A 14,090-nucleotide genomic window follows, 5' to 3' on the forward strand; every position below is an offset into this window, starting at 1 on the left:
CGCGCCCCGCTCGTTAGGTTCGGCGGCATGGCGGGAGAACTGTTGCGGGTGGACGTCGGTGACCTGACCTTCGACGTGCGGGCCGACGGCCCCGGGGACGGGCGGCCGGTGGTGCTGCTGCACGGCTTCCCGGAGACCTCGGCGTCGTGGGCGGCGGTGACGCCGCGGCTGGCCGAGGCGGGGCTGCGCACCTACGCCGTCGACCAGCTCGGCTACTCCCCCGGCGCGCGGCCCCTCGACGTCGACTCGTACGCGCTGCCCAACCTCGCGCAGGTCACCGCCGACCTCATGACCGCGATGGACGTCCCGGTCGCCGACGTCGTCGGGCACGACTGGGGCGCCAACGTGGCGTGGGCGCTGGCCGGCTGGCACTCCGACCGGGTGCGGTCGCTGACCGCCGTCTCGGTGCCGCACCCGACGGCGTTCACCGCGGCCTTCCGCTCCGACCCGGAGCAGAAGGAGCGCTCGTCCTACATCCGGCTGTTCTGGCAGGAGGGCAAGGCCGAGGAGGTGCTGCTGGCCGACGGCGCCCGCCGGCTGCGCCGCATGTACGGCGACGCCGTCGACCCGGAGGCGGTCGACCAGTACGTGGCCGTGCTGTCCGCGCCGGGTGCGCTGACCGCCGCGCTCAACTGGTACCGGGCGATGAGCTCGTCGACGCCGGTGGACGACGTCCCGGTGCCCACCACCTTCGTCTGGAGCGACGCCGACATCGCCATCGGCCGGATCGCCGCCGAGGGCTGCGGGGAGTTCGTCGCCGGTGACTACCGCTTCGTCGAGCTGCCCGGGGTGAGCCACTGGATCCCCGAGCAGGCGCCCGACCAGCTCGCCGCCGCGATCCTGGACCGCATCGCCTCCAGCTGACCGCTCCCCCGCCCGTCCTCGCCGTGGGGTGCCCGACCTCGCGCTGCAGGGCGAGGTCGGGCACCACGGGGTGAGGGTGGGGCCCGTGGCGGCGGCGCGAAGGCGCCGACGTGTCAGCCGAGGTCGTCGTCGGGCGGCGGGGGCAGCTCGTCGTCGTCGGGCTCGGGCGGCGGGGGCAGCTCGTCGTCCGGCTCGGGCGGCAGGCCGTCGTGGACGGCCTCACCGGTGACCAGGGCGAGCAGGCCGGCCTCGTCGAGCAGGTCGACCGGGCGCACGGTGACGCCCGCGGCGACGTGGTGGAAGCCCGCGCTCACCTTCTCCACCGGGACGCCGGTCAGCCGGGACCAGCCCAGCCGGTAGGCGGCCAGCTGCACCGCGGCCGCCGAGAGCTCCGCGCCGGACGGCGGTGGGCCGGTCTTCCAGTCGACGACCTCGAAGCCGCCCTCGCCGTCGGCGAAGACGGCGTCGATGCGGCCGCGCAGGGTGAGCGGCCCGAGCGGCGTCTCGAACGGCACCTCGACCTCGACCGGCTGCCGGTCGGCCCAGGGGCCGGCGAGGAACGCCGCCTGCAGGGCGCCCAGCGCGCCGTCGGGCGCCGCCGACTCGTCGCCGGAGCCGGGCAGCTCGTCGAGGTCGAGCAGCCGGGCGACGCCGAAGCGCTCCTCCAGCCAGGCGTGGAACGCCGTCCCCCGGCGGGCCAGCGGCGCGGGCGCCGACGGCATCGGCCGGCGCAGCCGGCGGGCCAGCTCGGCCGGGTCGCGGCGCAGCGCGACCAGCTCCGACACCGACAGGTGGCCGGGCAGCGGCACCTCGACGGTCGGCCGCGCGGTCCGGCGGCGCTCGCGCAGCAGCAGGTCGGCCTCGCGCACCCACTGCTCGACCACCGGGTCGGACGTGCCCAGCGCGGCCTCCGGGTCCAGCGGGTGCGGGGCGGCGCCCGTGACCAGCTCCGCGGCGGCGGTGAGCGCGCGGCGGCGCGGCTCGGACAGCGGGTCGGCCGGCCACACCCCGACCGGCCACTCCTCCAGCGCCGGGTTGGTCGCGCCCTCCTCCGGCCGCTCGGCCCAGGCGACGACGACGCCCGCGCCGGCGGTGCACGCCCGCCGGACGGTGTCCAGCAGCACCGAGGGTCCGTTGGGCTTCACGCCCTCGCGCCACCAGCTGCCCGAGCACAGCAGCAGGTGCTTGGCGCGCGTGACCGCGACGTAGCCCAGCCGGATCTCCTCGGCCTCGCCGAAGGCCTTCCACTCCTCCACGTAGTCCTCGAGCGCCGCGCGCACCGCCGCCTGGTCCCCGGAGCCGGGCACCGGCAGCCTGAGCTGCGGCAGCTCGGCGCGGTCGGTGGTGCGCAGGTCGACCGGGATCGCGCCGGGGTCCTTGACCCAGGAGTCGCTGGTGTCGGTGCGCGAGGGGAATTGGTCGGCGGTCATGCCGGGCACGGCGACGACGTCCCACTCCAGGCCCTTGGCCGAGTGCACGGTGAGCAGCTGCACCGACTCCGGGTCGACCGCCACCTCGCCGGGCTCCAGGCCCCGCTCGCGCTCCTCGGCGTCGCGCAGGTAGCCGAGGAACGCCGGCAGCGAGGGCAGCTCGGCCAGCTCGGTGAACTCCGCGGCGACGGCGTGCAGCGCGTCCAGGTGCGCCCGCGCCGCCCCGGGGCTCACGCCGGGAGTGCTGGCCAGCTCGGTCTCCAGGCCGAGGGTCCGGGCGACCTCGTCGACCAGGTCCGGCAGCGACTCCCCCAGCCGCCCGCGCAGGTGCGCGAGCTCCCCACCGAGCCGTCGCAGCCGGCGCCAGGCCGCCCGCGAGTACGCGCCGGGGTCGCCGAGGTCGTCGAGCGCCTCGACGATGCTGCCCCGCTCGGACCGCCGGACCGCCTCGTCGTCGTCCCCGTCCGGCTTGCGCGCGTGCACCAGCGAGCGGGCGCGGGCCTCCAGCGCGGCCAGGTCGCGGGGGCCGATCCGCCACCGGGCGCCGGTGAGCAACCGGCCCAGGGCGTCGCCGGCGGAGGGGTCGACCAGCACGGTGAGGGTGGCGACGACGTCGGACACCTCGGGCACCTCGAGCAGCCCGCCGAGCCCGACGACGGTCACCGGCAGCCCGCGGGCGCGCAGCGCGGCGGCGATGCCGGGCAGCTGCTTGCGGGTGCGGACGAGCACCGCCGTGGTGGGCGGGCGGCCGTCGGGCCGGGGCGGCAGCGCGGGGTCCTCGCCGCGCCAGCAGGCGGCCAGCCGGTCGGCGAGGGCGTCGGTCTCCTCGGCCACCGTCGTGTACAGCCCGGCCAGCACGGTGCCGGGCCCGGCGCCCGGCCGGGCGGTGAGGTCCGGCAGCGCCACGACCGGCGCCGGCAGCAGCCCGGCGACGGCGTTGGCGACGTCGAGCACCGCGCCGTCGTTGCGCCAGCTCGTGGCCAGCGTGAGCCGCTCCGCCCGCTTGCTGCGGGCGCCGGGGAAGGTGCGGTCGAAGCGCTCGATCGTCCCGGACGAGGCGCCGCGCCACCCGTAGATCGACTGGCGCGGGTCGCCGACGGCGAGCACCGCGTGGCCGGTGGCCCGCCCGAACAGCGCCTCGAGCATCCGCAGCTGGCCGACGCTGGTGTCCTGGTACTCGTCGAGCAGCACGATCCGCCAGCGCGACCGCTCGCGGCGGCCCACCTCGGGCGCGGAGACGGCGATCCGCGCGGCGAGCGCGACCTGGTCGGAGTGGTCGATCGCCCCGGCGGCGCGCTTGCGCCCCTCGAACGCCTCGACCAGCGGCAGCAGCGCCACCCGGGCGCGCTGCCGGGCGAGCATCTCGACCACCGGCTTGTAGGGGCCGCGCTTGCCCTTCGCGTCGGGGTAGCCGGCCACCTGCGCCTCCAGGCGCGCGGTCCAGGTCCGCAGCGCCGCGGGGCTGACGTCGTGCTCGCCGAGCTCGGCGGCCAGCGCCAGCACGTCCTCGGTGGTGGTCAGCGGGCTCAGCGGGACGTCGTCCATGTCGCCGGTCCAGCCGGACACGACGGCGGCCGCCTGCCCCCAGCACATGGCCGGGCCGAGCACGCCGGCGCCGGGCTCGACGCCGATCCGCAGCCCGTGCTCGGACACCAGCGAGGCGGCGTACCCGTGGTAGGTCGACACCGTCGGCATAGCGACGGCCAGCCGCTCCCTCAGCTGCGGGTCGGTCTCGGGGTGGCGGGCGAGTGCGGTCAGCCGCAGCCGGATCCGCTCGTTGAGCTCGCTGGCCGCCTTGCGGGTGAACGTGAGGCCGAGGATCTCCTCCGGCGCGACCAGCTCGTTGGCGACCAGCCAGCAGACGCGGGCGGCCATCGTCTCGGTCTTGCCCGACCCGGCCCCGGCGACGACGACCAGCGGCCGGTCGGCGGCCGCGGACACCACGCCGGCCTGCTCCGGCGAGGGCGCGTAGGACAGCCCGCAGCGGGCCGCCACCTCGGCCGGGTCGAGCAGCCGCTTCGGCTCGACCGGCTCGGCGGCCGCCGGGCCCAGGAGGTCGTCGAAGGAGAGCTGCTCGTCGGGCGTGGGCGTGCGGCGGCTCACCGGTGTCCCCACCGGGTCACGCGGTGACCTGCCGGCCGCGCTCGTGCAGCGGGCAGCTGCGCCGCGCCGGGCAGCGCCCGCAGTGGCTGCCGGTGCGCACCTCGAAGGTGGCCGCGCCCATGCCCTCGCCGACCTCGGCGACCAGCTGCCCCGCCCACGTCTCCCCCAGCGGCACGTCCGGCGGCAGCGCGTCCTGCGCCTGCTCCTTGGCCTTCGTCCCCGTACCCACCTGCAGCAGCGACGCCCCACCGGGGGCGGTGCCGTGGTCGCCGAACGCGCCGGCGGCCACCGCCACCTGGTAGGCGGCCAGCTGCCCGTGGGTGTCGACCTCCTTGGCGTGGGTGCGCCCGGTCTTGAGGTCGACGACGACCAGCCGGCCCGCCGCGTCGCGCTCCAGCCGGTCCACCTGGCCGCGGATGCGCGCCCGGCCGACGGTCACGTCGAAGTCGGCCTCGGCGGCGAGCAGCTCGCGGCGGTTGGCGGCGTGCCAGCCGAGGAAGCGCTCGAGCATGTCGCGCGCGGCGACCCGCTGCCGCTGGTCGGCCCAGCCGGGGCCGAGGTCGAGGGCGTCGAGCTCCTCGGCCAGCGCGGCCCGCGCCTCGGCGGGCGGCAGCCCCTCGGCCACCTTCTGCGCGACCGCGTGCACCGCCGAGCCGACCGTGCGGTGGGACTCCGGGGCGGCCTCGGCGCCGACCGCGCCGAGCACCCACTTCAGCGGGCAGCGCTGGAAGGTCTCGATCGCCGACGGGCGCACCCGCACCACCTCGTCGCCCGGCACCAGCGGGGCGTCGTCGGACAGCGGCGCCAGGCCCCACCAGTCCTCCGGGGAGGCGCCGGGCACGCCCTCGGCGGCCAGCCGGCGCAGCACCGCCGCGGCCGCCGAGCGGCGGGCCGGCTCGGTCTGCGGGTCGCTGACCGCGCGGCGCAGCTCGGCCACCAGCGCGGGCAGCGTGAGCGAGCGCGGCAGCGGCGTGAGCGGCCGGCCGTCGTCGGGCGGGGCGACGACGAGGTCGAGGAAGCGCGAGGCGGTGGCCCCGGCGTCGGGACCGTCCAGCGCGCCCTCGACGGCGGTGACCACGAGCCGCTCCCGGGCGCGGGTGGCGGCGACGTAGAACAGCCGCCGCTCCTCGGCCAGCATCTGCGTGCGCCGGTCCACCGACGTCCCGTCGATGCCGGCCACCCGCTCGACCAGCAGCTCGGTGCCCAGCAGCGTGCCGCGGTCGCGCAGGTCGGGCCAGATGCCCTCCTGCACGCCGGCGACGCACACGACGTCCCACTCCAGGCCCTTGGACGCGTGCGCGGTGAGCAGCCGGACGGCGTCGGTGGCGGCGTCGCGCTCGGCGCCGGTGAGGCCGGGCAGCTCCTGCGCCGACAGGTGCTCGACGAACGCGGCGACGGTGGCCGACGGCAGCCGGTCGACGAACCCGGCCGCGGCGTCGAACAGCGCGACGACGGCGTCGAGGTCGCGGTCGGCGGCGGCGCCCGCGGCACCCCCGGCGGCGCTGGCCCGCGCCCACCGGCCGGCCAGGCCGCTGCGCTGCCACATCGCCCACAGGACGTCCTCGGCCGAGCCGTCGCGGGCGAGCGCGACCCGGCCGGCGGCGAGCACCCCGGCCACCCGGAGCGCCGGGCGGGCCACCGCCTCGGGCAGCTCCTCCAGCAGCGGCGCGTCGGCCAGCGCCGTGGCCAGCGGCGTGCCGCGCTCGTCGGCGTCGACGCCGCGCCGGGCCTGCGCGATGCGCACCGCCCGGCGCAGCCGGCGCAGGTCGAGGACGGTGGCGCCGCCGAGCGGGGAGGCCAGCAGCGCCTCGGCGCCGGGCTCGTCGAGGGCCAGCGCGCCGGGCTCGTCGCCGGGCCGGGGCAGCAGCGCGGTCAGCGCCGCCAGCAGCGGGGCGACGGCCGGCTGCGCGGCCAGCGGCAGGTCGTCGGTGGACACCTCGACCGGCACGCCCGCCGAGGTCAGCGCGCGCCGCAGCGGGCCGACGGCCAGCACGGTGCGGACGACGACGGCCATGCCCGACCACGGGACGCCGTCGACGAGGTGGGCGCGGCGCAGCGTGTCCGCGACGTAGGCGGCCTCGACGGCGGCCGACCCGAACACGTGCACCTCGGCGCGGCCCGGGTCGGCGCCCTCGACCGGCTGCAGGCGGCGGTGCTCCCACGGGCCGGGCAGCGCCTCGGCGACGCGGCGGCTGACGTCGAGCAGCGCCGGACCCGAGCGGCGGGAGACGCCGAGCGAGAGACGCTGCGCGGGCCGGCCGTCGACGGTGCGGAACCGGTCGGGGAACTCGACGATCCCGCGCGGCTCGGCGCCGCGGAAGGCGTAGATGGCCTGGTCGGGGTCGCCGACGACGACCAGGTCGCCGCCGCCCCCGGCGAGCAGCTCCAGCAGCTCGACCTGCGCGGGGTCGGTGTCCTGGTACTCGTCGACGAACAGCCAGCGGGCCCGCGCGCGCTCCTGGCGCAGCAGCTCGGGGTCGTCCTCCAGCTCGGCGATCGCGGCGCGGACCAGCTCGGCGGGGTCGTAGCCGGAGGCGTCGCCGCCGCCGGCCGTGGAGAAGGCGGTGACCGCCTCGTACTGCTCCTGGAACGCCGCGGCGTGCAGCCACGCGTCGGTGCCGGTCTCCCGGGCCCACTCGGCCAGCAGCTCGGGGTCGACGCCGCGCTCGGTGGCCCGCAGCAGCAGCTCGCGCAGCTCGCCGCGGAACCCGGCGGTGGACAGCGCGGGCAGCAGCGACGCCGGCCAGCGGACCGCGCCCTCGCCGGCCAGGTCACCGCGCAGCAGCTCGGCGACGACGGCGTCCTGCTCGGCGGCGGTGAGCAGCCGGGGCGGGGCCTCGCCGCGCAGCAGCGCCGCCCGCCGCAGCACGCCGTACGCGTAGGAGTGGAAGGTGCGCGCCAGCGGCTCGCGGATGGTGCGGGCGACCCGGGCGGTGATGCGGGTGCGCAGCTCGGCGGCGGCCTTGCGGCTGAAGGTCAGGACCAGGATCTGCTCGGGGTCGACGCCGCGGTCGATGCGGGCGGCGACGGCCTCGACGATCGTCGTCGTCTTGCCGGTGCCGGGGCCGGCGAGCACCAGCAGCGGGCCGCCGGCGTGGTCGACGACGGCCTGCTGGGTGGGGTCCAGGCGCGGCGGCGCCACCGGCTCCCGGTGCGGCTGCACGAGCCGGTAGACCGGCGCACCCTCGTCCCCCCGCAGTGCCACCCTCCGATGACACCACGACTCACCGACAGCGCCACGGAGCGCTTCGTCACGCGGTCGGGTACCTCACCCGGTACCAGTGCCCGGTCTCCCCGGGGAGGCGGTCCAGCAGCACCTGCGTGCCACCGGGGTGCTCGAACACCCGGACGCCGTCGCCGAGCAGGACGGGTGCGAAGAACAGCAGCACCTCGTCGAGCAGCCGGGCCTCGATCAGCTGCCGCGCGACGTCGGCGCCCAGCGCGTTGACGTAGTCGTCCCCGGCCGCCTCGCGGGCCAGGTCGACGGCGCGGTGCAGGTCGTCGGTGAACGTCACGCCGTCGGGCGCCCCGGCCGGCGGCCGGTGGGTGAGGACGACGACCGGCCCGGACCACTGGCCGCCGAAGGCGCCCTCCTGCTCGGTGCCCCGGTTCGGGTCGTCGCCGCCGTAGGTGCGGGCGCCGACCAGCAGCGCGCCGACGCGGGCCACCAGCCGGTCCGCCGTCGGGTTCGGCCCGCCGAGGTGCGGGGTCAGCCAGACATGTCGCCACCCGGGCCGGCGATGAAGCCGTCCAGCGACGCGGTCGCGGAGTACAGCAGCATGGCCACGGGCCCACCCTGGTCGGCGGCCCGCCTCAGGGCCAGGCGACGACGGCCAGGTCCACCCGGCCGTCGCGCACCGGCACGCCCTCGCCGGCCAGCAGCTCCAGCTGGCGCACCCGCACGGGCTCGGCGCACGTGCCGTCGGCGCGGACCACCCGGTGCCAGGGCACGGCCGCCCCGCCGCTGCCGCCGGACAGCGCGCGGGCCACCCGGCGCGGCCCGACGCCGACCAGCCGGCCGATCGCCCCGTAGGTGCTCACCCGGCCCGGCGGGATCGAGTCGACGGCGTCGTACACCGCCTCGTCGACGTCGGCGGCGTCCACGTCGGACGCGCGGCGCGGGCCCCCGGACGCCGGTGGCCTCACAGCCGGTAGTCGCTGTTCGCCTGCCACCAGGTGTACAGCGCGGCGAGGTCGGCCTGCGTGGCGCCCGGCGCCCCGACGATGCCCTCGACGAGCGCCGCGTCGTCGGTCCAGGTGATGACCACCGCGTTGTTCTCGGTGTCGATGGCGCACGCCACCAGGCCGCTGTTGCTCCCGCCGCCCCACGAGCCGACGCCGGTCGTCGCGGTGCAGTCCTGCCCCTCGGGGAGCTGCGCCAGCCCCTGCCCCGAGGCGTCGTTCGTGAAGACCGAGTCCATCGTCGCCTTGTCGGGGTACTGGAAGAACTCGGCCTGCTGCGGACCGGGCTGGGTGGTGCTCGCGCCGCACGACGCGTGGGCGACGTCGCCGTCGCCGGCGAGCTCGGCCTCCGCGCAGTCGGGGAAGTCGGCCGGGAGGATCGCCAGCAGGTCCCCGCCGGGCCCGGGCCCACCCGTCGGCGGAGGGGCGCTGGTCGACGACGACGGCGCACTCGGGGACGGGCGCGACGACGTGCCGGCCTCCGACGAGCCGGTCGACGTGGTCGTGGCGCCGGCCGCCGGGGCCGGGGCCGGGTCGTCGTCCCGGAGGACGAAGAACAGGGCGACCGCGGCGACGACCAGGACGACCAGGCCGGCCACGAGGCCGACGACCAGCCCGCGCCGGTTGCGTCCCGGCCCCGGACCTCCGGGCGGCCCGTACGACCCCGGCGGCCCGTACTGACCCGGCTGCCCGTACTGCCCCGGCTGCCCGGAGGGGCCGTACTGCGGCGGCTGGCCCTGGCCGTACGGACCCGGCTGGCCGTACGGACCCGGCTGGCCCGGCTGGCCGTACGGACCCGGCTGGCCGGGCGGACCGTAGGGCGGCTGACTCATGGGCACCTCCCGCTGACGTGCCCCCGGAGGATAGGGAGACGTCGGCGGCGGCAGTGCCCTCCGACGCGTCGGGTGGGCTACGCCCGGCGGCCGAGGCGGGCCAGCAGGCGCTGCTGCGGGTCGGCGCCGTCGGGCAGCTCGACCGCCGGCGCGAACAGGCCGGGCACACCGTCGGCGGGCAGCCGGCCGGCCATCGCCTCCGCCGCGCGGACCAGCGCCGGGTCCAGCGCCTCGTCCCCGCCGGTGGCGCGGGCGAGGTCCCAGGCGTGCACGGTGAGGTCGGCGGTGAGCTCCTCGACGTACTCGTGCGCCGGCGTCGGCCCGCGGGACAGGTGCACGGTGCCGGCGGTGAGGTCGGCGGTCGCGACGGCGGCCAGCGCCTCGTCCGCGACGGTCTCCCACGCCGTGAGCGGGTCGTCGCCGAGCAGCGCGTCGGTCCCGGACGGCACGCGCGCGGCGACGTCGTCGAGAGGCTCGCCGGCCAGCAGGCCGGGCACCCAGTGCGCCTCGCCGACCAGGTGCGCGACGAGGTCGGCCACGGTCCAGCCGGGCAGCGCCTCGAGGTCCCACTGCCCCGGCTCGACCGCGTCGACGCGGTCGGTGAACGTGGCCTGGGCGCGCTGGAAGAGCTCCAGCAGCTCGGTGGGGGACGTCGTCGGCTCGGTCACCGGGCCAGTCAACACGGACGCCGAGGGCCCGGCACCCGTGACGGGTGCCGGGCCCTGGTGAGGCGCTGGAACGGCCTCGTCCCCGGGTCCCGCGGCGCGGAGCGTGCCGTGGGGAGGGACGAGGCCCTTCTAGTACGTCGGGAGCGTCTTGTCGATGCGGGTCGCCCACGCCGTCACGCCGCCCTGGACGTGCACGGCGTCCCTGAAGCCGGCGTTCTTGACCGCGGCGAGCACCTCGGCCGAGCGGACGCCGGTCTTGCAGTGCAGCACGATCGGCTTGTCGTTCGGCAGCTGCGCGAGGGCGCGGCCGGAGAGGATCTCGTCCTTGGGGATGAGCGTCGCGCCCGGGATGGAGACGATCTCGTACTCGTTGGGCTCGCGGACGTCGATCAGCTCGAAGTCCTTGCCCGCGTCCATCATGTCCTTGAGCTCGTCGACGGTGATCGTCGAGCCCGCGGCCGCCTCCTGGGCCTCGACCGAGACGACGCCGCAGAAGGCCTCGTAGTCGATGAGCCCGGTGATCGGCTCGGCCTCGGGGTCCTTGCGCACCTTGATGGTGCGGAAGGTCATCTCCAGGGCGTCGTAGACCATGAGCCGGCCGAGCAGCGTCTCGCCGATGCCGGTGATCAGCTTCACCGCCTCGGTGGCCTGGATGGCGCCGATGGTCGCGCACAGCACGCCGAGCACGCCGCCCTCGGCGCAGGAGGGGACCATCCCGGGCGGCGGGGGCACCGGGTACAGGTCGCGGTAGTTGGGCCCGTGCTCGTTCCAGAAGACCGAGACCTGCCCGTCGAACCGGTAGATCGAGCCCCACACGTACGGCTTGTCCAGCAGCACGCACGCGTCGTTGACCAGGTAGCGCGTGGCGAAGTTGTCGGTGCCGTCGACGATGAGGTCGTACTGGCTGAAGATGTCGAGGACGTTGTCGCTGTCCAGCCGGGTCTCGTGCAGCCGGACGTCGATCAGCGGGTTGATCTCCTTGATGGAGTCGCGCGCGCTCTCGGCCTTCGACCGGCCGACGTCGGACTGCCCGTGGATGATCTGCCGCTGCAGGTTGGACTCGTCGACGACGTCGAACTCGACGATGCCGAGCGTGCCGACGCCCGCGGCGGCCAGGTACATGAGCACCGGCGAGCCGAGGCCACCGGCGCCGACGGCGAGCACCTTGGCGTTCTTGAGCCGCTTCTGCCCGTCCATCCCGACGTCCGGGATGATCAGGTGGCGGCTGTAGCGGCGGACCTCGTCGATCGACAGGTCGGCGGCGGGCTCCACCAGGGGTGGCAGGGACACGCTTGCTCCTCAGGGGTCGCGGACTCCGGCCCTGGCCGGTGTTTCGTGCGCACAACAGCGTGACAGGACGCCTTGTTCCCCCGGCCCGGAGGTCTAGCCCTCGAGGTCCCTCCGGGCGTACCGGGCCAGCCCGGCGGCCGCCAGCACCACCGCGACGGCGAGCATCCCGGCCGCCCCGGCCACGTCGAAGGGGTCCGCGGGCACCGCCGCGAGGTGCGCGAAGGGCGAGGTCCCCCGGACCCACCCCGGCCAGCGGAAGCTGTCGGCGAGGACCAGGAGCAGGTAGCCGCCGGCCGCGGGCAGCACGCCGACGGCGAGCACGGCCGACGGCAGCCAGCCCAGCGCGAACAGCGCCGCGCCCAGGCACAGCAGCGCCACGGGGACGACCGACAGCGCGCCGGCCAGCGCCTCCCCGAGGCCCAGGCCGGCGCCCACCCACGCGGCCCCCGCCCACGTCGCCACCCCGGCGGCCGCGGCGACGACGGCGGCACCGGTCGCGACCGCACCCGTCTCCCAGGCCACCCAGCGCACCCGCCCGACCGGCCGGCTGTAGAGCAGGGTGAGCCGGCCCGACGTCTCGTCGGCGGCGACCGCCGCCACCCGTGCGGCGGCGTACGCCCCGACGGGCACCGCCAGCAGGGTGAACAGCGACGCCGCGTAGCCCTGCACCGAGGCCAGCCGGTCGAACCCGGCGGCGGCCGCCATCTCCGCGAAGACCGGGTTCTGCCGCAGGAAGTCGACCATCGCGGTGGCCAACAGGCCGATGAGCAGGAAGTAGGCGGCGACGCCGAGGGACCAGGTCGCCGTCGGCCGCCGGGTCCGGTGCACCGCGAGCCCGGGCAGCGAGCGCAGCAGCCGGCTCGGCGCGTGCGCCCGGTCGGCCCGGTGCCACCGGCCGGCGCCGACGTCGCGCGCCCCGGACAGGGCGACGGCCAGGACGGCCGGCACGGCCACGAGGACCGCGAGGACGAGCAGCGGCGCCCATCGGTCGGAGGCGTAGGGCGCCACACGGCCGAGCAGCCCGAACGGGCTCACCCACTGCAGCCAGGACAGCGCGGCCATCCCGTCGCCCACCATCCGCGCGAGCAGGCCGGCGAGCACGACGGCGACGGCGAGGCCCGTGGCGGACCGCCGCTCGACCAGCAGCTGCCCGGCCAGCACGCCGAGCGCGCCGCCGGCCGTGGCGGTGCCGCCCACGACCGCGCCGAACAGCACCGCCCCGGCCGGCGCGGTCCCGGCGAGCAGCATCCCCGCGACCACCGCCGCACCGACCACCGCTCCCGCCCCGAGCAGGACCCCGAGCGCGGTCCGGGCCAGCGTCGCGAGCCGGATCCGGCCGGCGAGCAGGAGGTCGGCCCGGCCGGCCTCCTCCTCGCCGCGCGTGAGCCGCGTCCCGGCCAGCGCGGCCCAGACGCCGGCCAGTACGAGCGCGACCGTGCCGGTGCGCCAGACGGTGAAGCCGCCGGCGTCGTCGAGGGCCAGCGGCGGCCCGAACAGCGTGCGGATCGCGGGGTTGTCGGCCAGCGCGGCGAGCGAGTCCAGGCCGACCGCGCCGCTGAGCGTGGACTCGTACTGCTGCGCGACGAACGCCGGGAGCCCGCCGCACAGCAGCGCGACGACCAGCGTCCCGCGGCGCACGGACCGGACCGCCACCCGCCGGACCGCCGTCGCCGGCCGCGCCGGGGCGACGGCGGGCCGCCGGCCGGGGACCGCGCGCGGGGCGGTGCGGGTGCTCACGCCGCCCGCCCGTAGTAGTCGAGGAAGATCTCCTCCAGCGACGGCTCCCGGACGTCGAGGCGCACCACGTCGGCGTCGCCGAGGACGCGCAGCACCGGGCCGGGCGGGCCGGTGAGCGCGAGGGTGACCTCCAGCGGCGTCGTCCACCGGACGTCGGCCACCCCGGGCAGCTCGGCCAGCCGGGCGAGGCCGGGCGCGGGGCCGGCGAGCTGCACGGTCACCTCCGAGCGGCGCAGCCGGCGCAGCTCCTCCAGGCCCGCCACCTCGACCAGCCGGCCCGCCCGCAGGATCCCGACCCGGCTGCACACCGCCTCGACCTCGGCCAGCTGGTGGGAGCTGAGGAAGACCGCCTGCCCGCGCTCGGCGGCCTCGGCGATGCAGGCGCGGAACTCCCGCTCCATGAGCGGGTCCAGGCCGCTGGTCGGCTCGTCGAGGACCAGCAGCGGGGCGCGGGTGGCGAACGCGGCGACGAGGGCGACCTTCTGCCGGTTGCCCGTCGAGTAGGCGCGGGCCCGCTTGCCGACGTCGAGGGCGAACCGCTCGACGAGCTCGTCGCGGTAGGCGGCGTCGGTGCCCGGGCCCACCCCGGCCAGCAGGTCCAGGCACTCCCGGCCGGTCAGCGACGGCCACAGCGCGACGTCGGCCGGCACGTACGCGAGGTGCCGGTGCGCCTCCCCGACGTCGGCCGCCGGGTGCCCGAACACCTCGGCGCGGCCGGTCGTCGGGCGCAGCAGCCCGAGCAGCATGCGGACGGTGGTGGACTTGCCGGCCCCGTTGGGCCCGAGGAAGCCGAAGACCTCACCCGGCGGGACGGTGAGGGAGAGGTCCACGACCGCCTCGGTGGCGCCGAAGCGCTTGCCGAGGGAGTCCAGCAGCACGGCGGGGACGTCCGGAGTCGTCATGGCGCTCCGATCGGGTCGTCGGGATCACGACTGCCGACCAGACTTCCCGGCGCACCGGCCCCGGAGCGTAGACCCGGCCCG

The 14,090-nt window shown here is 77.3% G+C and carries 10 protein-coding genes; 1 reads left to right on the top strand and 9 read right to left on the bottom strand.

Annotated features, from left to right (window positions below; all coding sequences use genetic code 11):
• Nucleotides 1-27 precede the first annotated feature (27 nt).
• A complete protein-coding gene (locus ACI79B_RS04930) occupies nucleotides 28-864 on the top strand; it encodes an alpha/beta fold hydrolase (RefSeq protein ID WP_456929231.1) in 837 nt (278 codons plus the stop codon).
• 113 nt (nucleotides 865-977) lie between these two features.
• Here ACI79B_RS04930 and ACI79B_RS04935 read toward each other — a convergent pair whose 3' ends face one another.
• The 9 genes from ACI79B_RS04935 to ACI79B_RS04975 form a co-directional block, all read right to left on the bottom strand.
• Nucleotides 978-4,397, bottom strand: a complete 3,420-nt coding sequence (locus ACI79B_RS04935) for an ATP-dependent helicase (RefSeq protein WP_456929355.1) — start codon at nucleotides 4,395-4,397, stop codon at nucleotides 978-980.
• Nucleotides 4,398-4,413: 16 nt separating this feature from the next.
• The gene (locus ACI79B_RS04940; protein ID WP_456929356.1) at nucleotides 4,414-7,602 is read right to left on the bottom strand and encodes an ATP-dependent helicase; all 3,189 of its coding nucleotides are present in this window, start codon (nucleotides 7,600-7,602) and stop codon (nucleotides 4,414-4,416) included.
• A 46-nt stretch (nucleotides 7,603-7,648) separates the two neighbouring features.
• Nucleotides 7,649-8,065, bottom strand: coding sequence for a dihydrofolate reductase family protein (locus ACI79B_RS04945; RefSeq protein ID WP_456929357.1), 417 nt, complete (start codon nucleotides 8,063-8,065; stop codon nucleotides 7,649-7,651).
• 145 nt (nucleotides 8,066-8,210) lie between these two features.
• A complete protein-coding gene (locus tag ACI79B_RS04950) occupies nucleotides 8,211-8,501 on the bottom strand; it encodes an MGMT family protein (RefSeq protein ID WP_456929358.1) in 291 nt (96 codons plus the stop codon).
• Between the two features lie 38 nt (nucleotides 8,502-8,539).
• The gene (locus ACI79B_RS04955) at nucleotides 8,540-9,412 is read right to left on the bottom strand and encodes a hypothetical protein (RefSeq protein WP_456929359.1); all 873 of its coding nucleotides are present in this window, start codon (nucleotides 9,410-9,412) and stop codon (nucleotides 8,540-8,542) included.
• 77 nt (nucleotides 9,413-9,489) lie between these two features.
• Nucleotides 9,490-10,080 carry a TIGR03086 family metal-binding protein gene (locus ACI79B_RS04960; protein WP_456929360.1) on the bottom strand — a complete coding sequence of 197 codons (591 nt, stop codon included), beginning with the start codon at nucleotides 10,078-10,080 and terminating at the stop codon, nucleotides 9,490-9,492.
• A 129-nt stretch (nucleotides 10,081-10,209) separates the two neighbouring features.
• Nucleotides 10,210-11,370, bottom strand: a complete 1,161-nt coding sequence (moeZ, locus tag ACI79B_RS04965; protein WP_456929361.1) for an adenylyltransferase/sulfurtransferase MoeZ — start codon at nucleotides 11,368-11,370, stop codon at nucleotides 10,210-10,212.
• A 93-nt stretch (nucleotides 11,371-11,463) separates the two neighbouring features.
• Complete coding sequence (locus tag ACI79B_RS04970; RefSeq protein ID WP_456929362.1) at nucleotides 11,464-13,107, bottom strand: hypothetical protein; 1,644 nt, start codon at nucleotides 13,105-13,107, stop codon at nucleotides 11,464-11,466.
• On the bottom strand, nucleotides 13,104-14,009 hold the full coding sequence (locus ACI79B_RS04975) for an ATP-binding cassette domain-containing protein (RefSeq protein WP_456929363.1): 906 nt from the start codon (nucleotides 14,007-14,009) through the stop codon (nucleotides 13,104-13,106). The genes ACI79B_RS04970 and ACI79B_RS04975 overlap by 4 nt, the downstream gene beginning before the upstream one ends.
• Nucleotides 14,010-14,090: the final 81 nt, after the last annotated feature.

Source organism: Geodermatophilus sp. SYSU D00879 (genome assembly GCF_054050375.1).